General features: G+C 71.6%; 17 protein-coding genes. 9 read left to right on the forward strand and 8 right to left on the reverse strand.

The window, feature by feature from the left end:
- Positions 1–32 precede the first annotated feature (32 nt).
- Together J2S57_RS21815 and J2S57_RS21820 are read left to right on the forward strand one after the other, a co-directional pair.
- Positions 33–509, forward strand: coding sequence for an NfeD family protein (locus J2S57_RS21815; protein ID WP_307245947.1), 477 nt, complete (start codon positions 33–35; stop codon positions 507–509).
- A gap of 2 nt (positions 510–511) precedes the next feature.
- Entirely contained in the window at positions 512–1,627 is a 1,116-nt protein-coding gene (locus tag J2S57_RS21820; protein WP_370882498.1) for an SPFH domain-containing protein, read from the forward strand.
- A 5-nt stretch (positions 1,628–1,632) separates the two neighbouring features.
- Here J2S57_RS21820 and J2S57_RS21825 read toward each other — a convergent pair whose 3' ends face one another.
- On the reverse strand, positions 1,633–2,784 hold the full coding sequence (locus tag J2S57_RS21825; protein WP_307245951.1) for a lytic transglycosylase domain-containing protein: 1,152 nt from the start codon (positions 2,782–2,784) through the stop codon (positions 1,633–1,635).
- A gap of 198 nt (positions 2,785–2,982) precedes the next feature.
- Between J2S57_RS21825 and J2S57_RS21830 the strand changes: the two genes are divergently transcribed.
- Entirely contained in the window at positions 2,983–4,512 is a 1,530-nt protein-coding gene (locus tag J2S57_RS21830; protein ID WP_370882499.1) for a cryptochrome/photolyase family protein, read from the forward strand.
- Positions 4,513–4,521: 9 nt separating this feature from the next.
- Complete coding sequence (locus tag J2S57_RS21835) at positions 4,522–5,331, forward strand: TrmH family RNA methyltransferase (RefSeq protein WP_307245955.1); 810 nt, start codon at positions 4,522–4,524, stop codon at positions 5,329–5,331.
- Between the two features lie 40 nt (positions 5,332–5,371).
- Here J2S57_RS21835 and J2S57_RS21840 read toward each other — a convergent pair whose 3' ends face one another.
- Positions 5,372–6,355, reverse strand: coding sequence for an EAL domain-containing protein (locus tag J2S57_RS21840; RefSeq protein WP_307245957.1), 984 nt, complete (start codon positions 6,353–6,355; stop codon positions 5,372–5,374).
- Between the two features lie 253 nt (positions 6,356–6,608).
- Entirely contained in the window at positions 6,609–7,175 is a 567-nt protein-coding gene (locus J2S57_RS21845; RefSeq protein ID WP_307245959.1) for a MarR family winged helix-turn-helix transcriptional regulator, read from the reverse strand.
- 93 nt (positions 7,176–7,268) lie between these two features.
- Between J2S57_RS21845 and J2S57_RS21850 the strand changes: the two genes are divergently transcribed.
- Positions 7,269–9,149 (forward strand): DUF6924 domain-containing protein, encoded by a 1,881-nt coding sequence (locus J2S57_RS21850; protein WP_307245961.1) that lies wholly within the window; start codon positions 7,269–7,271, stop codon positions 9,147–9,149.
- 4 nt (positions 9,150–9,153) lie between these two features.
- Here the strand turns inward: J2S57_RS21850 and J2S57_RS21855 are convergent, their stop codons facing one another.
- From J2S57_RS21855 to J2S57_RS21875, 5 genes are all read right to left on the reverse strand, one after another.
- Positions 9,154–10,092 carry a ribose-phosphate diphosphokinase gene (locus J2S57_RS21855; protein WP_307245963.1) on the reverse strand — a complete coding sequence of 313 codons (939 nt, stop codon included), beginning with the start codon at positions 10,090–10,092 and terminating at the stop codon, positions 9,154–9,156.
- 38 nt (positions 10,093–10,130) lie between these two features.
- The gene (locus tag J2S57_RS21860; protein ID WP_307245966.1) at positions 10,131–11,501 is read right to left on the reverse strand and encodes an acyl-CoA synthetase; all 1,371 of its coding nucleotides are present in this window, start codon (positions 11,499–11,501) and stop codon (positions 10,131–10,133) included.
- A gap of 35 nt (positions 11,502–11,536) precedes the next feature.
- Positions 11,537–11,941 (reverse strand): RidA family protein, encoded by a 405-nt coding sequence (locus J2S57_RS21865; protein ID WP_307245968.1) that lies wholly within the window; start codon positions 11,939–11,941, stop codon positions 11,537–11,539.
- Positions 11,942–12,133: 192 nt separating this feature from the next.
- Positions 12,134–12,670 carry a ferritin gene (locus J2S57_RS21870; protein WP_307245970.1) on the reverse strand — a complete coding sequence of 179 codons (537 nt, stop codon included), beginning with the start codon at positions 12,668–12,670 and terminating at the stop codon, positions 12,134–12,136.
- Positions 12,671–12,752: 82 nt separating this feature from the next.
- Positions 12,753–13,187, reverse strand: a complete 435-nt coding sequence (locus J2S57_RS21875; RefSeq protein ID WP_307245972.1) for a DUF2470 domain-containing protein — start codon at positions 13,185–13,187, stop codon at positions 12,753–12,755.
- A gap of 361 nt (positions 13,188–13,548) precedes the next feature.
- Here J2S57_RS21875 and rpsD point away from each other — a divergent pair, with 361 nt between their 5' ends.
- The 4 genes from rpsD (at position 13,549) to J2S57_RS21895 (ending at position 17,622) form a co-directional block, all read left to right on the forward strand.
- Complete coding sequence (rpsD, locus tag J2S57_RS21880) at positions 13,549–14,157, forward strand: 30S ribosomal protein S4 (protein ID WP_307245974.1); 609 nt, start codon at positions 13,549–13,551, stop codon at positions 14,155–14,157.
- Positions 14,158–14,341: 184 nt separating this feature from the next.
- Positions 14,342–14,983 carry a (2Fe-2S)-binding protein gene (locus J2S57_RS21885; RefSeq protein WP_307245976.1) on the forward strand — a complete coding sequence of 214 codons (642 nt, stop codon included), beginning with the start codon at positions 14,342–14,344 and terminating at the stop codon, positions 14,981–14,983.
- 91 nt (positions 14,984–15,074) lie between these two features.
- Positions 15,075–15,890 (forward strand): SGNH/GDSL hydrolase family protein, encoded by an 816-nt coding sequence (locus J2S57_RS21890; protein WP_307245978.1) that lies wholly within the window; start codon positions 15,075–15,077, stop codon positions 15,888–15,890.
- Between the two features lie 115 nt (positions 15,891–16,005).
- Positions 16,006–17,622: a methyl-accepting chemotaxis protein gene (locus tag J2S57_RS21895; RefSeq protein ID WP_307245980.1), complete on the forward strand. Its 1,617-nt coding sequence runs from the start codon at positions 16,006–16,008 to the stop codon at positions 17,620–17,622.
- Positions 17,623–17,643: the final 21 nt, after the last annotated feature.

A 17,643-nucleotide genomic window follows, 5' to 3' on the forward strand; every position in this document is an offset into this window, starting at 1 on the left:
GGGGGCGCCCTCCACAGTTTAAGGAGGACGCGGTGGACAACTGGGGTGACCACGCCTGGCTGATCTGGATCGGTGTGGCCGTGGTGTTCGGCCTGATCGAGATCACGTCGCTCGACTTCTTCTTCCTCATGCTCGCCGGTGGGGCGCTCGCCGCCTCCGCCGCCGATGCCGTGGGCGCCCCGCTCGCCGTGCAGGTGATCGCGTTCGCGGCCGCCTCCGGTGTGCTGCTCTTCGTCGCCCGCCCGCCGCTCAGGGCGTGGACGCAGAAGGGCGACCGCACGATCACGGGTACCGCCGCGCTGGTGGGCCACCAGGCCCGCGTCGTCGAGCCGGTCACCGAGACCAGTGGTCTCGTGAAACTGTCCGGCGAGGTCTGGAGCGCGCGCGTCGAGCCCGGTGCCCTCACGCTCGAGGTCGACAGCCCGGTGCACGTGATCAAGATCGACGGCGCCACCGCCGTGGTGGCCCCGACGACCCAGCTCCCCGAGATCCCCGAAGGAAGGCAGTAGTCATGGAACCAGGTGATGTCGTGCTCCTCGTCGTACTGGCACTGGTGGTGATCCTGGTCGGCACCACGATCGCGAAGGCGATCCGCATCGTCCCCCAGGCCACCTCGGTCATCGTCGAGCGGCTCGGGCGCTACTCCCGCACCCTGGAACCCGGCCTGCACTTCCTGGTTCCGTTCGTCGACCGTCCGCGCGCCGTGGTCGACCTGCGCGAGCAGGTCGTCTCGTTCCCGCCGCAGCCGGTGATCACGTCCGACAACCTGGTCGTGAACATCGACACGGTGATCTACTTCCAGCCGACCGACCCCAAGGCCGCGGTCTACGAGATCTACAACTACATCCAGGGCATCGAGCAGCTCACCGTCACCACGCTCCGCAACGTGATCGGCTCGCTCGACCTGGAGCAGACCCTGACCAGCCGCGACCAGATCAACGGTCAGCTGCGGGGGGTGCTCGACGAGGCCACCGGCCGCTGGGGCATCCGGGTGAACCGGGTCGAGCTCAAGGCGATCGACCCGCCGGCCTCGGTGCAGGACTCGATGGAGAAGCAGATGCGCGCCGAGCGTGACCGGCGCGCGGCCATCCTGAACGCCGAGGGCGTCAAGCAGTCGCAGATCCTCACGGCCGAGGGTGACAAGCAGTCCGCCATCCTGCGGGCCGAGGGCCAGGCCCAGGCCGCGGTGCTCAAGGCCCAGGGTGAGTCCCGCGCCATCACCCAGGTGTTCGACGCCATCCACCGCGGCGACGCCGACCCCAAGCTGCTGGCCTACCAGTACCTGCAGATGCTGCCGCAGATCGCGAACGGCACGGCCAGCAAGATGTGGATCGTGCCGACCGAGCTCACCGCGGCCCTGGGCAGCATCACCAGTGCGCTCGGGGGCGACACCGCCGTGTCCCCGCCGGCGGCGGCTGCGCGGCCCAGCTCCGACGTGGTGGACAACCCGTTCGCCGACACCCAGCTCGAAGACCCGAACGAGGCGCTGGAGCGGGCCCGTCGGGAGGCCGCCGGGGCCTCCGCCGAGGCCGACGCCGACGCCCGCAAGGTCTCGGGTGCCGGCCCGGCCGGGTACACGCAGCCGATCCAGCAGCGGGACGACTTCGGTACTCCGCCGCAGCAGTAGCTGTTTCAGGCCGGGCGGGCGATGATCGCCCGCTCGGTCGTCAGCACCAGGTCGACGTACCAGTCGGCCCGGTTGTACGCGAACAGCGCGGTCCGGTCGCCCTTCCCGTCCCGGATGCCCGACGCGCACAGGTAGTTCGCGGCCGAGAAGATCGCGTCCTGCGGGTCCCACACGTCGGTCACCCCGTCCAGGTCACCGTCCACGCCGTAGGCCGCGAACGTGGCCGGCATGAACTGCATCGGCCCCTGCGCCCCGGCCGACGACGGCCCGACGTTGCGCCCGTGCCCGCTCTCCACCTGACCGACCGCCGCGAGCAGCGTCCACCGCAGCCCGGTGCAGGTACCCGCCGCCGACCGGTAGGCCGCCAGGTAGTCGGCGGGGATCCCCAGCGCCGTGACCGTGCCCGTAGCGCTGCGGCGATCGGCCTGCGCCCGGCTCTGCGCCTGGGCCAGGCGCTCGCGGGCCTGCTGCGCGGCGCGGGCCTTCCGGGCGGTCCGGTCCAGCCGGGCCAGCGTGACGCGGGCCCGCGTCAGGGCGGTCCCGGCCTGCTGCGCGTCGGTCTTCAGCTCGGTCATCGCCGCGGCCTGCTCGGCCGCCGCCGCGTCCGCGCGCGCCGCGGCGGCGTCGGCCCGGTTCGAGGTCAGCCGGGCGCTGCTCAGGGTCTCGTGGTCGGAGTCGAGCAGGTTCTTCATCAGCCGGGTGTTGGTGCTCTGCCGCCACAGCACGTCGCTGGGGGAGTCGGCGTCGAGCAACGTGGCGGTCAGCCCGGCCGCGCCGCCCGAGGCGTACACCGCGCGGATGTCCCGCTGCCGCTGCTTCTCGGCGGCCAGCTCGAGCCGGGCGAACCGCTCGGCGTCGTCCCCGGCCGCGTCGGCCGTCGCGAACGCCCGCGTCACCCGCGAAAGCTGCGTGGACACGGCCTTCTCGGCCTGCTCGTACTGCTCGAGGAGCTTCTCGACGCGCTCCTGCGCCCGGGACGCGCGGGCCTGCGCGTCATCGGCCGCGCCCGCTCGCGGCGGGGACGACCGGGGCGCCGCGGCTGCGCTCGCCGCCGGTCCGGACAGGACCGCGGCGAGCAGGACGGCGGCGAGCCCGGCCGCGCGCAGCAGGGGCACCGGCACCAGCGTCCGGGTCGGGGTGGGCGGGTTCCGGGGCACCCCGGGAAGATCGGCGCCCGGACCGGGGGCCTTGACCGGCGGCCGGCTGCCCGTCAGGGGCCGGCTGCCGACCGCGGGGCCGGGCGTGCACCGGGACACCGGCCCGTCGACCAGCCCCGTCGACCAGCCCCGTCGACCAGCCCCGTCGACCAGCCCCGTCGACCGGCCCGTCGACCGGCCGGACGCACGGTTCTCGGGATGCCGATCCGGAGGGGGAGCGGCAGATTACCGATCGTGACCGCTACCCGGGGCCGCCGTTGGCTCTTCGCCGACCAGCTGGGCCCGCACTTCCTCGACTCCGACGACCAGCCGGTGCTGCTCATCGAGTCGCGCCGGGTGTTCGAGCGGCGGCGGTTCCACCGGCGTAAGGCGCACCTGGTGCTGTCGGCGATGCGCCACCGCGCGGCCGAGCTGGGTGACCGCGCGCACTACCGCAAGGTCGCGACCTACGGCGAGGCACTGACGAAGAACCTCAGCGTCTGTGCCCCCACCACCTTCGCGGCCCGGCGCCTGATCGAGAAGCACGACGGCATCGAGGTGCTGCCCTCACGGGGCTACGCGATCGGCGAGGAGCAGTTCGCGCAGTGGGCGCAGCGCCGCCAGGGCCGCAAGCTGGTGATGGAGGACTTCTACCGCGACGTGCGCAAGCACCACCAGCTGCTGCTCGAGGGCGACGGCGAACCGGTCGGCGGGCGCTGGAACTACGACCAGGACAACCGTGAGCCACCTCCCCGGACCACGACGCTGGCCGAGGCGACCGGCGTCCGTGAGCCCTGGTGGCCGGAGGAGGACGAGATCGACGAGGAGGTCCGGGCCGACCTGGACCGCTGGGCGGCGCAGGGCGTGGAGTTCGCGGGCGAGGACGGCCCGCGCCGGTTCGCGGTCACCCGCGACGAGGCGCTGCGGGCGCTGGAGTCGTTCGTGACGACGCGGCTGGAGGACTTCGGGCCCTACGAGGACGCGATCCTCACCGGCGACCGCTGGATGGCCCACTCGCTGCTGTCGGTGCCGCTGAATCTGGGTCTGCTGCACCCGGTCGAGGTCGCGCGGCGGGCCGAGAAGGCCTACCGGGACGGGGACGCCGGTCTCGCGAGCACGGAGGGTTTCATCCGGCAGGTGGTCGGCTGGCGGGACTACGTCTGGCACGTCTACTGGCACTTCGGTGACGACTACCGTCGACGCAACCGGCTGAAGGCCCGGCGCCGGATCCCGGCCTGGTTCGCGGATCTCGACCCGGACGGCACGGTGGAGGCCAAGTGCCTCTCGAGCGCCCTGGCCTCGGTGCGGGAAGACGGCTGGGCGCACCACATCCCGCGGCTGATGGTGCTCGGGAACTGGGCCCTGCAGCGGGGGTACGACCCGGTCGCGATGACCGACTGGTTCCACACGAACTTCGTCGACGGCTACGACTGGGTCATGGTGCCCAACGTGGTCGGCATGGCCCTGCACGCCGACGGCGGCGCCATGATGACCAAGCCCTACGCGGCGGGTGGCGCCTACATCAACCGGATGAGCGACCACTGCGGCGGCTGCCGTTACGACCCGAAGAAGCGCCTGGGGGAGGACGCCTGCCCGTTCACCGCGGGGTACTGGGCCTTCCTCGACCGTAACCGCGGCGAGTTCGCGAACAACCACCGGATGAGCCGCTCGTACGCGGGGATGGGGCGGCTGAAGGACCTGGAGGCGGTGCTGGAACAGGAGGCGCACCGGGGTTCGCGGGCCCCCTAAAATCCTGCGGTGACCCTGATCCACCTCGATACTCCCGACGACCCCCGCCTCGCCGACTACGTGAGCCTGACCGACGTCGTCCTGCGCACCCGGCTCGAACCGGCCGGCGGTCTCTACATGGCCGAGAGCGAGAAGGTGATCCGCCGGGCGATGCGGGCCGGGCACCGTCCGCGTTCGATGGTGCTGGCGCAGAACTGGCGTTCCTCGCTCGACGATCTGGTCGCCGACGTGCAGGCGACGGGGGCGCCGGTGTTCACCGGGCCGATCGAGCTGATCGAGCTGATCACCGGCTTCCACGTGCACCGCGGGGCGATCGCCGCCATGCACCGGCCGGCCCTGCCGCCGGTCGGGCAGGTGCTCGAGAACGCCCGGCGCGTGGTGGTTCTGGAGAACATCGTCGACCATACCAACGTGGGCGCGATCTTCCGGTCGGTCGCGGGCATCGGCGCCGACGCCGTGCTGGTCACCCCGCGCTGCGCCGACCCGTTCTACCGCCGGTCGGTGCGGGTGTCGATGGGCACGGTGTTCCAGGTGCCGTGGACGCGTGTCGACCCCTGGCCCGAGGGCATCGGGATGCTGCAGGAGGCCGGCTTCGAGGTCGGGGCGCTGGCCCTGAGCCCCCACGCGGTGAGCCTCGACGAGTTCGCCGCCCGCGCCCCGGAGAAGGTCGCGCTGATCCTCGGCACCGAGGGCGACGGGCTGAGCCGGGCCACGGTCGAGAACGCCGACCGCACGGTCATGATCCCGATGGCCGGGGGAGTGGACTCGCTCAACGTCGCGGCCGCGGCCGCCGTGGCGATGTGGGCACTGCGGGTGTGAGATCCGCTGATCGGGCCGGATCAGCGGGGTCGGGTGCCGGTCAGGACAGCAGCCGCGGCCCGTCGTCGTCGATCGCGCGCGGCGGGGTGCGGTAGCTGTCCAGGTCGATGTAGCGCCCGGTCACCTCGGGCACCAGCGGCACCGTCGGGTCGAACGACTCGGCCGACGGCGAGCCGCCCTGCCGCGGGATGAGACCGGGCTGGGTGTTCCAGACCCGCAGCCACTCGCAGACCTCCGGCGACGGAGGCGCGAAACCCGGCCGCGCGCGTCCGAACAACCAGCCCGAGGCCAGCCGCACGCCGCAGCCACGCAGCACCGACGCCTCGTCCAGGCTCTCGACGTCCTCGGCCAGCACCGCCGCGCCGAGGTCCTCGGCCAGGTCCACCACGTTCTCCACCAGCCGGCGTCGCAGCGCGTGCTGGTGCACGTCGCGCACGAGCTCGGAGGGCACCCGGATCAGGTCGGGCACCAGGTGCTCCAGCGCCAGCAGGTCGTCGAGCCCGCCCGAGCCGACCCCGGCCGCGACCAGCAGCCCCCGCGCCCGCAGGCTGGAGAGCACGTCGATCGCCGGATGCCCGGGGGTGACGTGCGGCGTGATGAGACTCAGCACCAGGTCACTGATCTCGCCGGCGCGGTTGAGCACGCCCAGCACGTCACGGTGGCACAGGGCGTCGGCGTCCATCTCGACCGCGAGGAACTTGTCCGACGGCAGCGCGGAGCGTTCGCGCAGGGCGGCCTGCAGCGCGAGGGCGCCGAGCTGGCCGGAGAGCCCGGCCTGCGCGGCGGCCTCGAAGTAGGGGGCGGCGGAGCGGGCGGCCCAGTCACCGACGCGCACCGTGGCCTGGTAGCCCAGGCAGGTGCCGTCGGCGAGGGCCACCACGGGCCGGTGGATGCTGCGGATCGTCGCCGGCCGGGACAGCGTCTGGGCGATCTCCGGTTCCCGCGGCGCGATGACGGCCAGGTCCGAAGAGGCCGCATGGGTGGGCGGATCCTCATGGGGGCGCCCCGGAACGACAGTCGTCACGGCCGACACGCTAGGTCCCGCAGGCACCACAGTCCATTACTGCGTGTCAATAATTGATAACGCTCTGTCAGAGTGCCGGAATCTGCCCGACTCGCTGGTATTTCGGTGCCGAGGACGATCGGCGCTGACCGGGCAGATCAGGACCCACGAGCGCGGCGGGGTCGAAAAGCGTCCAAGCACGGACGTTGTGGTCGGGCCTGGGGGCTCAGGCCACCTGGAGCGGTGCCGCCTGTTCGGGGACGGGCCCGACGGCTCAGGCCACCTGGGGCGGTGCCGCCTGTTCGGGGACGGGCCCGCGCTCGGCGCTGAACTCCGGGGCGAACTCGTGCTGGCGGGCCGTGCACTCCTGAGCGATCTCGTCGGAACTGTCGCGCAGCCCGGCCACGATTACGTCGGTGATCTGGCCGAGCTGGAGCATCTGCTCGCGGGTCAGCCGGTCGAACAGGTGCGTGCGCACGCTGCTCACGTGCAGCGGCGCGGCGGTGGAGAGAGCCTCGAAACCCTCGTCGGTGAGCACGGCGAACGCGCCCCGCCGGTCGGTGGGGCAGCTCTCGCGGCTGACCCAGCCGTTGGCCACGAGCCGGGCCACGGCGTGCGAGAGCCGGCTGCGCGAGGAGTCGCTGACCTCGGCCAGGTCGCTCATGCGCAGGCGCCGGTCGGGCGATTCGGACAGCCGCACGAGGATCTCGTAGTACGACTGCGGGATGCCGCTGTCACGCTGCAGTTCGCGGTCGAGCTGGGCGCTGAGCAACCTGGTCGCCGCCAGGTACGAGCGCCAGGTGTGGTGCTCGTCCTGATCAAGCCACCGTGGTTCCGTCATGTACGTCATCGTACCTTTCGGCTCCTCGTTCGTCGCGGGGAAGTTGAGCGCTCACCCAATTGGGTGGCCTGAACGGGCGGAACCGGGTCGACCGTGAGTACGGACATGACCATGCCGAACGTCCTGCGCCCGGGCGAGTACCTGTACGCCTCGTCGCTCACCTCACCCTCGGGCCGCTTCACGTTCCACAACGCCCTCGGGGCCGGCACCGCCCTGCACGACAACGGCACGGGCGAGACGCTCTGGACCGTGCCCTACGACAACGTCCACGGCCTGAGCACCTTCAGCTTCGGGCTGGACGGCGACCTGGTGGTCTGGAACCACCACCGCGACCCCGGCTGGCGGGCGGGCACGGCCGGGCGCGGCGCCGTCGAGCTGCGCCTGAGTGACGCGGGCGACCTGGAACTGGCCGACGCCACCGGCGCCGTGGTCTGGAGCACGGGCACCGCGCCGGGCCTCGACCCGTTCCCGCCCTACGAGGGGGTGCCGGGCCTGGGGTCGGTGCTGTCGCGGGGGCAGAGCCTGCGTCACCAGTCGCTGGTCTCGGACGACGGTGACACCGTGCTGGCCCACACCGACTTCGGCGTCTGCCTGTTCCTGGACGAGGGGGGCGTGCGCTGGCGGCACCCCGTCGAAGAGCCCGGCACCGCCCTGGAACTCGGCACCGACGGCATCCTGCGCCTGCGGGCGGGCACCGGCACCCGGCACGAGTTCGGCGGTCCGGCCGAGGAACTGCGGGTGCTGCCCGGCCGGGTCGAACTGCGCGACGCGGCCGGGCAGGTGCTCTGGTCGGCGGGCGGCGATCACCGGCCCGGGGGGACGCCGACCGGTCCGCGCCAGAGCCGGCTGCAGCGCTGGTTCGACTCGCTGGCTCCCGATCACGGCTACACGGTCGCGGTGGTCAGGGACGTCACCCCCGAACAGGCCCTGACCCGCTGGGGAGTGGCCACCCCCGTCCGTGCGACCTGGCAGCAGCACCAGGCCGGGCGGCACGACGGGGTGGTTCCGGTGGCGGCCGTGCCGATCAGGAACGGCACGCTGCTCCTGGCCGGGGCGCCCGACCTGCCCGGCGACCCGCTGTCGCCCGGCACCACCGTGCTGCGCGAGAGCCGTACGATCCCGTGCCACGGCTACTCCACCGAGTTCTCGATGCACGCCGACGGGGACACCGTGGCCCACCTGCGCGAGGCACACCGCAAGATCCGCAAGGGCCTGACCCACCCCGGCCTGGTGCGCGCCGCGAACGAGACCGGCGTCGGTCACCTGCGCGGGAATGTCGACTGGGCAGCCGCTTTCGCCGGTCTGGAGTTCCTCTTCCGGGCCGCCGGGATCGACGGGATCGACGGGATCGCCAGGGCCGCCAGGGCCGACGGGGTCGACGGGGCCGACAAGGTTGACGAGGCCGCCGGGGTCGACGGGGTCGACCTGGCCGACCTGGCGCCGGCCGACCTGCGCGGCGATCTGCTCGGGGGGCTCGTCCCCGCCGGTCTCGCCCGTCCGTCGGGAACGCCGGAGCCCGTGACCCCGCCCGGCCGGACCCCGCTGCCCGACCGGGACTGCCTCCTGGTGCGCACCGACTTCTCCGACGACGCCGCCTGGGAGGCGCTGCTCGGGGCACTCGCCGCCGGCTCCCTGTTCGACGACGCCGAGGTCGACCCGGTGAACGACCCGGCCTGGGCCGGCGCCACGCTCGACGAGGTCGTCGACGCCGTCCCCGACCTCGCACGGATCCCCGCCGTCTACATCGCCGACACCGAGGCGATCACCGGCGAGGGGTACCCCGTGCTCACGGTCAACGCCGCCATCCCCCGGGAGAGCGAGGACTACGAGCCCGAGCCCGGCAGTCCCCGCAGCATCCGCGTCACCGCCGACGAGCTCTGGGGGGTGCACGTGAACCTGGAGATCGCCAACATCGGCTGGGAGGAGATCGTGGAGGTCGCCGACCCCGAGGACGGGGTGTTCCGGGGGTACTGAGTCCTCAGTGGAACAGGGACGACACCGACTCCCCGTTGTGGATCCGCCGGATCGCCTCGGCCATCGCCGGGGCGATCGAGAGCACCTCGAGCTTCGGCACGCGCTTCTCCTTGCCGATCGGCACCGTGTTCGTGCAGACCACCTCGAGCACGTCGTCCTCCGCCTGCAGCCGGTCGAGGGCGCCCGACGAGAACAGGCCGTGCGTGCAGGCCACCCGCACCTGCTTCGCGCCGCGCTCGCGCAGCCGGGTCAGGAGCTCGAAAACGGTGCTGCCCTTGGCGATCTCGTCGTCGAGAATGATCACGTCGCGCCCGGCCACGTCACCGATGATGTCGGTGATCACCACCTTGTCGTCGGAGAAGCGCTGCTTGGCGCCCGCCGCCACCGGCACGCCGAGGATGCGCGCGAACGCGGTCGCGGCCTTGGCGTTGCCCAGGTCGGGGGAGACCACCACGGTGTTCGTGAGGTCGTTGTTCTGGAAGTGGGCCGCGAGCTCGCGCAGCGCGTGCAGGTGGTCGACCGGCACGTCGAAGAACCCGTGCACCTGCGGCGAGTGCAGGGTCATCGTCAGTACCCGCTTGGCGCCGGCGGTGCTGAGCAGGTCGGCCACCAGACGGCCACCGATCGAGATGCGCGGCGCGTCCTTCTTGTCCGACCGGGCGTAGGCGTAGTGCGGCATCACCACCGTGGTGCGGGCGGCCGAGGCGCCGCGCGCGGCGTCGAGCAGCAGGAGCAGCTCGACCAGGTTCTCCTGCACCGGCGGCACCAGCGGCTGGATCAGGTAGACGTCACGCTCGCGGCAGTTGGCCTGCAACTGCACCTCTAGGCAGTCGTTCGCGAAACGGGAGGTGCGGGAGGGGAGCAGTGGCACGGAGAGGTACTGGCAGATCTCCTCCGCCAGCTCGACGTGGGCGCTCCCGGAGAAGATGGCAATGTCTCTCACATCCTCTGAGCATATCCCGGGCCCGGCCGGAGCCCGGGTCAGCGCAGCTGCTGCTTGACCACCTTGCCCATGGCGTTGCGGGGGAGCCCGGGCACGAACACCACGTCGCGCGGCCGCTTGTGCACCGACAGCCGGGTGGCCACGTGCTCGATCACCTGCTGCGCGCTCACCCCGTCGCCGACCACGAAAGCCCGGATGCGCTCGCCCAGGTCGTCGTCGGGAACCCCGACCACCGCGACCTCGCGCACACCCGCCAGGGCGAGCAGAACGTCCTCGATCTCACCGGCACCGATGCGGTAACCACCACTCTTGATCAGATCGGTGGACGCCCTCCCGACGATGCGGTGACGGCCGCCGGAGTCGATGGTCGCCACGTCACCGGTGCGGAACCAGCCATCGGGCGTGAACGCCGTGGCATTCGCGTCGGGACGGTTCAGGTACCCGGAGAACACCGTCGGGCCGTGCACCTGGAGCTCGCCCACCGCCTCGCCGTCGTGAGGCAGGAAGGCGCCCGTGTCGTCCGTCAACCGGGTCCGCGCGCCCTTCACCGGCACCCCGACCAGCCCGGGAACGCGCTCGCCGTCGGCGCGGGTGCTCACGGTGATCAGGGTCTCGGTCATGCCGTAGCGCTCCACCGGGCGGTGCCCGCTGAGCTCCTGGAGACGCCCGAACACCGGCACCGGCAGGGGGGCGCTGCCCGAGACCAGCAGGCGCGCCGCGCCCAGGGCCCGGGCGGCGTCGGGCTGCGCGGTGATCCGCGACCAGACCGTGGGCACCCCGAAGAACAGGGATCCGCCCTGCTCAACGGCTTTCGCGTAGGCCTCGGGCCTCGGGCGCACCGTGTGCACGAGGGGCGAGCCGTGCCGCAGCGGCCCCAGCACTCCCAGCACCAGACCGTGCACGTGAAAGATCGGCAGGCCGTGCACGAGCGTGTCGGCGGGGGTCCAGTCCCAGGCGTCGGCGAGTGCGTCGAGCCCGGCGATGATGGACGCGTGGGTCACCGGAACGCCCTTCGGCGCACCGGTGGTGCCGCTCGTGTAGAGCACCAGGGCCGTCGCGTCGCCCGCGGGAACGGCGTGGGTGCCGGTGCCCCGGGCGGTGAGCACCACGTCCTCGGCCCGGAGGATCTGTTCCGCCCCGGAATCGCGCAGGATGTGCGCTCTCTCGGTGTCGCCGCTGTCGGGTGGCACCGGCACCACGGGAACCCCGGCGAGCAGGCAGCCGACGATCGCGGTGACGGTGCGGGCGTCGGCGGTGGCCTCGACGGCCACGGCCCGGGCACCCGCCACCCGGTCGGCCACAGCACCCGCGGCGGCCCGGAGCTGTTCGCGGCCGAGGCTCACCTCGCCGACCGTGAGGGCGATCCCGTCGGATGCGGCCGGGTCGGTCAGCGAGGTGAGCAGCGGCATGCGCTCAGTTCATCACGCTCGACACGCCCGGCCGCTCAGGCGACCACGGCGAGGGCGTCGATCTCGACCAGCATGTCCGGGTGCGGCAGGCCGACCATGACGGTGGTGCGCGAGGGCAGCACGCCGCTCTCGCAGCGCCCGGTCAGGTACTCGGCGTAGGCCTCGTTCATCGCGCTGAAGTGGTCGCGGGTGGTCAGGTAGACGCGCAGCATGATCACGTCGTCGAAGCCCGCGCCCCCGGCCTTCAGCACCGACTCGACGTTCTGCAGGACCTGCACGGTCTGGGCCTTCACGTCGCCCTGGAAGACGAAGGCGCCGGTCTCGGGGTCGGTCGGGCCCTGGCCGGACACCTGCACGGTGTTGCCGGCGCGCACACCGGCGGAGAAGGGGAGTTCGGGGGCCTTGGCGTTCGCCGGGGTCAGGGCGGAACGGTCGGTCATCGGGCGGATCCTCACGAAGGGCTCGGTGGGCCACGGCGCCGCGGTCGGGTGCGGATCGGGCACCGGTGGGGCACGGGTGGGGTGGGGCATCAGCATTACAGACGCCCCGCCCCACCCGTCCAGCCCGGAACACGGCTGTTACGGCTTACCTGTGCTGCTTTTGACGCTTGAGAACCATTGGTGCCCCAGTGGTTACAGTGCGCCCCCGGCGGCGGACGGGGCCGAGGGGTCCTCGGCCTCCGAGCCGGTCTCCCGGGCCACGAAGTCCTCGATCTTGAAGTAGTCGGAGCCGGCCCGCTCGCAGATGGTCAGCAGCGTCTTCATCGAGGCCACCTCCTCCACCTGCTCCTTGAGGAACCACAGGATGAACTGCTCGCCGAGGAAGTCCCCCTCGTCGCGGGCGGCCTTGAAAAGTGCCTCGATCTGAGCGGTGACCTGCTCCTCCTGGGCCAGGGCGAGCGCCACCATCTCGGTCGGGGACCCGAAGTCGTTGCGCACCTCGCTGATGCCCGGGATCCGCGGCGGGATGTCCCGGTCGAGCAGGTACTGCACGATCATCATCGCGTGGTTGCGCTCCTCGAGGGCCTGCCGATAGTAGAACCCGGCCAGCTGGGGCAGGTCACGCGCGTCGAACCACACCGCGAGGGCCACGTACTGCTGCTGCGCGGTGAACTCGTGGCTGACCTGCTCCTGGAGCAGTCTGGCGAACGGGGAGTTCAGCTCGGACATCTCGCCTCCCGACGATCGAGTGGGGCGCTGCTGAAGATCACGGTGCGGCACACCGTAGACCTCCGGCCCGGACGCGTTCGCATCAGCGGGCGCACGGCCGGCGGCGGCTGCCCTCGGCCAGCAGATGCCGCAGCTCAGCCGCGGCCTCGGTGCCCGAGTCCACTCGGCGACGGAAGGGCAGTCGCACATCTGTGTGGTCGCGCAGCTTCTCCACGCGCAGCACGATGCCGTAGCGGTCGAGGGCGATCGGCAGGATCCGGACCACGCCGAGCAGCTCCTCGGGCTCGCACAGGCGCGACAGGGTGACGATCGCGTCGGGGTGGTGGGCGACCAGGTGCTGCAGCTGCTCGGCCGCGCCCAGGTGCAGCGGGTCGGGCTCGCCCCGGCGGTAGTCCTCGACCGTGACCCACTCGTTGCGCCCGTCCTCCTCGAGCATCACCTCGGCGACGTCGACACGCAGGCTGACGGAGCCGGTCGAGGCCGCCCGGCCGGGCCTGACCGGATGAACCAGGGACATCCAGCCACCCAGGCAGACCCTTGACCGGACCCGGTCGCGCACACTGACCGCGCAGAGTTCGGTAAGCTCGACGGTGACTGGAATATCTTCTTCGGAGGTTCCTCGGGCCGCTTGCGCAGCCCGAGCTAACGTGCTGCTCGTTTCTAGCGTTAGGATCACGTCGCCCAACGGGTCGTCGTGATGACACCCGAGAAGGTCGACGCGACCGCCGTCCCACCGGACCGACACCGAGGCGGCCGCGGCCAGAACAGTTCGAGCTCTTTCCGCCTGTGACGGGCGGGTGGGGGTGTGCGTGCGGGTGTCCACTTGCGCCTCCAGCAACATAGGTAAGCCTTACCTAACCTACCGTGGAGATCAGTCAGTGAATAACCCCCGTCCCAAGGCGAAGTTGTCTCGCGCCCTCGGCATCCCCCTGACGCCGAAGTGCGTGAAGTACTTCGAGCAGCGTCCGTACCCGCCGGGCGACCACGGCCGCGCGCGCAAGTCCACCTCGGACTACAAGGTGCGTCTGCTCGAGAAGCAGCGTCTTCGCTTCCAGTACAACATCAGCGAGACGCAGCTGGCCCGGGCCTTCGAGAAGGCTCACCGTGGCGCCAGCAAGACCGGTGAGGCGCTGGTCGTCTCCCTGGAGACCCGTCTCGACGCCCTGGTGCTGCGCAGCGGCTTCGCCCGCACGATCTACCAGGCCCGTCAGGCCGTCGTGCACCGCCACATCACCGTCAACGGCATCCTGGTCGACAAGCCGTCGTACCAGGTCAAGCCGGAAGACGTGATCGCGGTCGCGCCCCGCAGCCGCAACAAGACGCCGTTCCAGGTGGCCGCCGCCGGTGCGCACCAGCTCGCCACCACGCCGCCCTACCTCGAGGTGCTGCTCCCGCAGCTCCACGCCCGGCTGGTTCGCCTGCCCGCGCGCGAAGAGGTTCCGGTGACCTGCAACGAGCAGCTCGTCGTCGAGTACTACTCGCGCTGATCCACCTGCTTCACCAGCAGTACCAGCACCACCAGCTACACCTCTGACTGTTCACCTCCACGGGTGACGTACGCGGTGCAGGGCCCAGAACATCGGGTACCTGCACCGCTACGGTCGTTGGCTTCTGGCCGTGACCTTCGTCACCCGGGAGGGGTCAGTTGTTCTCTCGATGGGGGAGTCGGGCATGACCGTCGGCATCACCGGCGGCCTGCCCGAACCCGTCGCCCTGTTGCCCGGCAGCCTGCTCCTGGACCACGACTGGCTGTCCGGCCAGGTGCTCACCACCGGCATCTCGTACGGCAGTGACGACCCCCGCCTCGGCGCCACCCTCTGGTGGTACTCGGCGAGCGCGGTCCTGCTCGGTCAGTCGGTGCACGAGCTCGTCCTGCTCGGCTCCGGAGCGTCTCTCGACCCGGCCGATGTGCGCATGGTCACACGGCCCGGCGGTCTGGATCGCGTCGTCCCCGGCCCGTCCGTGGCCCCGGGGGCCGCCGCGTACGGCGCTCATCTGGAGTCGGTGCTCGCCCCGGTGATCACGGCGCTGGCCGAGGTCGGCCGGGCCACGCCCCAGTCGCTGTGGGCGGTGACGGCCGATTCGCTGGCCACCCGGCTGCTCGCGTCCCGGGCGCCGCACCTGGCCGCCGAGCTGGTGCTGCGTCGGATGCCCGCGCCCCGCTTCGTTGACGTTCTCGGGCGTGCCTACGTGCACCGCGTCTCGTGCTGCCTGCTCTACCGGGTGCCGATGGGCAAGTGCCTGAGCTGCCCACGGCAGGCGCCGGCCGAGCGCCGGGCGCGCCTGGAGACCCACGCCCGGGCCCAAGGATGAACACGCCCGAGGATGAACGTGCCCGAGGACGAACGTGCCCGAGGGTGAACAAGTCTCACGGATGAACCAGCACAGCCAAGGAGCCCACCGCATGCCCGGCACCGTCGACCCGTCCACCCTCGACAGCTTCATCGCGCTCGGCGACTCGTTCACCGAGGGCCTGCACGACGAGCTGGGCCCGGACGGGCGCCACCGCGGCTGGGCCGACCGCGTCGCCGAGGGCCTGGCCACCGCCAACGGCCGGGTGCGCTACGCCAATCTGGCCATCCGCGGGCGGCTGCTCGACCAGGTCGTGGCCGAGCAGGTGCCCCTCGCCCTGGCCCAGAAACCCGCGCTGGTCGCCTTCCACGCCGGGGGCAACGACGCGCTGCGCCCCAACACCGACCTGACCCGCCTGTTCGCCACCTACGACCAGGCCGTGGCGAAGCTGCGCGAGAGTGGCGCGCAGGTGCTGCTGTTCACGGCCGTCGGCCCGCCCAACGCCCCGGGCGACCGGCAGGCCCGCGGAACCGCCCGTCTGCACAGCAAGTTCGCGGCCTTCAACACCTGTGCCCGCCGCACGGCCGACCGCTACGACTGCCTGCTGGCCGACGTGGCCGTGCCTGCCCTGCTCGATCGGCGCCTGTGGCACGAAGACCGGCTGCACCTCACGCCCGAGGGACACGCCCGGGTGGCCGGCGCGGTGCTCGAGACTCTCGGCGTGAGGGACGAGGCGGCGCCGGTGGGCTGGTGGCGTGAGTCGCTGCCGTCGCGGATGGCGAGCGGCCGGGTCGAGGACCTGGCCTCCGACCTGCAGTGGGCCCGCACGTTCCTGGTGCCGTGGATCGGGCGGCGACTGCGCGGTGTCTCCAGCGGCGACGCGATCCTGCCGAAACGAGCCGAGATGGTGGAGATCACAGCGCGGTAGCCGCGGCTCGTACCCGTTCGGCCCCTGTGTACCCCCGAACGGGTACGCCCTCGTGACACTACGTGCCCGGAACTTCAGCAGGACCGGGGGATCCCCGATCAAATCCCGTCTACTGATGGGTCACGTCAACGTGGCCACCCCGATGGGAGTTCCCCCGCTCATGTCCCGACTCTCGGCCTGGCCGATTCGCGTCGTCTTCCGCGTGCTGGTGGTGGCCACCCTGGTCGCGCTCGGGGCCATCGCCCTGGCCGCGACATACTCCCATCGCGCCCAGGCCGCCGCGCAGGACCGCTACGAGGCCACCGTGCAGGCGTTCGCCGACATCAAGGACATGCAGAACACCGGCACGGGCATCGTCTCGAACAACGCCATGATCGCCTTCGCCCCGCAGCTGGCCGCCGACATGACGAAGGAGCGCACCGCGAACTTCGCGACGATGCAGGGCCTGGTCGATCACGGCCAGTCGCTCGACGTGCCGGACGACCTGAAGCAGCAGATCGCGGGTGTCGGAACGGCTTACACCAACCTGAGCGCCTTCCTCGAGGGCCTCACCAGTCCGCGCAACGCCGCCGAGCAGCAGGAGCAGGCACAGCAGATCCAGGAGCAGATCGGCGTCGCGACCCAGGCGGTGAAGACGGCCATGGACACCGCGCAGGCCCACCAGGACGACGTCGCCGCCGGGATCGACAGCACCGGCCGCACCAACAGCATCGTCACCCTGGCGCTGTGCCTGTTCACCGCCGTGCTCCTCGGTGGTCTGCTGCTCGCCTACGGACGCCGGATCGGCAGCGCGGTGGACGAGCTCAAGGGCGCCGTGAACCGGGTCGCCGAGGGCGATCTCGTCCACCCGGTGCCGGTGCACGGCAAGGACGAGCTGGCCCAGATGGCGCGGGCGCTGGAGGACATGCGGCTGCGTCTGGTGCAGGTGTTCGGTCTGCTGGCCGACTCCAGCAACCGCCTGGGCGACTCGGCCGGCACCCTGACCGGGATCTTCACCGAGGTGGGTGGGGCCTCCGAGCAGACGTCGACGCAGATGGGCCAGGTGTCGGCGACGGCCAACGAGGTCTCGGCGAACATCCAGGCGGTCGCGGCCGGGTCGGAGCAGATGGGAGCCTCGATCGGCGAGATCGCCCGCAGCGCGGGCGATGCCGCCCGCGAGGCCACGGCCGCGGTGAACGCCGTGGAGTCGACGACGGGCACGATGAACAAGCTGGGGGAGTCGTCGCGGGAGATCGGTGATGTGATCAAGCTGATCACGTCGATCGCGGAGCAGACGAATCTGCTGGCGTTGAACGCGACGATCGAGGCGGCTCGGGCGGGGGATGCGGGTAAGGGGTTCGCGGTGGTCGCGGACGAGGTGAAGCAGCTCGCGCAGGAGACCGCCCGGGCCACGGAGGACATCTCGACCCGGGTGGAGACGATCCAGACCGACGCGGTGCAGGCCGGTGAGGCGATCCAGTCGGTGGCCGCCGTGATCAACCGGATCAACGAGTACCAGGCCACGATCGCCTCGGCGGTCGAGGAGCAGAGCGCGACCACGCAGGCCATCAACGCGGGTGTGAACGAGGCCGCGGGTGGTTCCACCGAGATCGCCGACTCGATCGCGACGGCCGCGCGCAACGCCGCCGCCACCGCCTCGTCCATGCAGCGGGGTACCGACAGCGCCGCGCAGATCACCTCGCTGCGTCAGCAGCTCAACGGTGTGATCTCCTCGTTCCGCCTGCCGGCCTGAGGGTTTCGGCCCGAGGTCCAA

Source organism: Kineosporia succinea, assembly GCF_030811555.1.
Classification (GTDB): Bacteria; Actinomycetota; Actinomycetes; order Actinomycetales; family Kineosporiaceae; genus Kineosporia; species Kineosporia succinea.

Bases quoted from the DNA above. Each gene is read 5' to 3' on its own strand.
- J2S57_RS21820 (WP_370882498.1), top strand. From the start codon at position 512: ATGGAACCAGGTGATGTCGTGCTCCTCGTCGTACTGGCACTGGTGGTG.
- J2S57_RS21830 (WP_370882499.1), top strand. From the start codon at position 2,983: ATGCCGATCCGGAGGGGGAGCGGCAGATTACCGATCGTGACCGCTACC.
- J2S57_RS21845 (WP_307245959.1), bottom strand. From the start codon at position 7,175: ATGACGGAACCACGGTGGCTTGATCAGGACGAGCACCACACCTGGCGC.
- J2S57_RS21860 (WP_307245966.1), bottom strand. From the start codon at position 11,501: ATGCCGCTGCTCACCTCGCTGACCGACCCGGCCGCATCCGACGGGATC.
- J2S57_RS21865 (WP_307245968.1), bottom strand. From the start codon at position 11,941: ATGACCGACCGTTCCGCCCTGACCCCGGCGAACGCCAAGGCCCCCGAA.
- J2S57_RS21870 (WP_307245970.1), bottom strand. From the start codon at position 12,670: ATGTCCGAGCTGAACTCCCCGTTCGCCAGACTGCTCCAGGAGCAGGTC.
- J2S57_RS21875 (WP_307245972.1), bottom strand. From the start codon at position 13,187: ATGTCCCTGGTTCATCCGGTCAGGCCCGGCCGGGCGGCCTCGACCGGC.
- J2S57_RS21885 (WP_307245976.1), top strand. From the start codon at position 14,342: ATGACCGTCGGCATCACCGGCGGCCTGCCCGAACCCGTCGCCCTGTTG.
- J2S57_RS21890 (WP_307245978.1), top strand. From the start codon at position 15,075: ATGCCCGGCACCGTCGACCCGTCCACCCTCGACAGCTTCATCGCGCTC.
- J2S57_RS21895 (WP_307245980.1), top strand. From the start codon at position 16,006: ATGGGTCACGTCAACGTGGCCACCCCGATGGGAGTTCCCCCGCTCATG.